Source organism: Paenibacillus polysaccharolyticus (assembly GCF_023714295.1).
Classification (GTDB): Bacteria; Bacillota; Bacilli; order Paenibacillales; family Paenibacillaceae; genus Paenibacillus; species Paenibacillus polysaccharolyticus_A.
The window spans coordinates 1-386 of sequence record NZ_JAMAUN010000056.1; the positions used below are offsets into that span (position 1 = coordinate 1).

The 386-nt window shown below is 51.3% G+C and carries 2 tRNA genes and 1 rRNA gene; all 3 read right to left on the reverse strand.

Annotated features, from left to right (window positions below):
* Positions 1 to 73: 73 nt before the first annotated feature.
* Positions 74 to 149, reverse strand: a tRNA-Ala gene (locus M3629_RS28160).
* 22 nt (positions 150 to 171) lie between these two features.
* A tRNA-Ile gene (locus tag M3629_RS28165) sits at positions 172 to 248 on the reverse strand.
* A 34-nt stretch (positions 249 to 282) separates the two neighbouring features.
* Positions 283 to 386, reverse strand: a 5S ribosomal RNA gene (gene rrf, locus M3629_RS28170); the annotation flags it as partial.

Below are 386 nucleotides of genomic sequence, written 5' to 3' on the forward strand. Positions count from 1 at the left end.
TAAAGGAATGTTCTAATTCGCGTTTGTTTCGTTTCGATATCTAGTTTTCAAAGAACAAGCTTGTAAATCTTGTTGGTGGAGCCAAGCGGGATCGAACCGCTGACCTCCTGCTTGCAAGGCAGGCGCTCTCCCAGCTGAGCTATGGCCCCATATATTATTTAGATGTTTAAATGGTGGGCCCTGGTGGACTCGAACCACCGGCCTCACCCTTATCAGAGGTGCGCTCTAACCAACTGAGCTAAGGGCCCACATTATATAATTCTTGAACCCGTAATGGGTTACGCTTGGCGGCGTTCTACTCTCCCAGGACCCTGCGGTCCAAGTACCATCGACGCTGAAGGGCTTAACGGTCGTGTTCGGGATGGGAACGTGTGGAACCCCTTCGC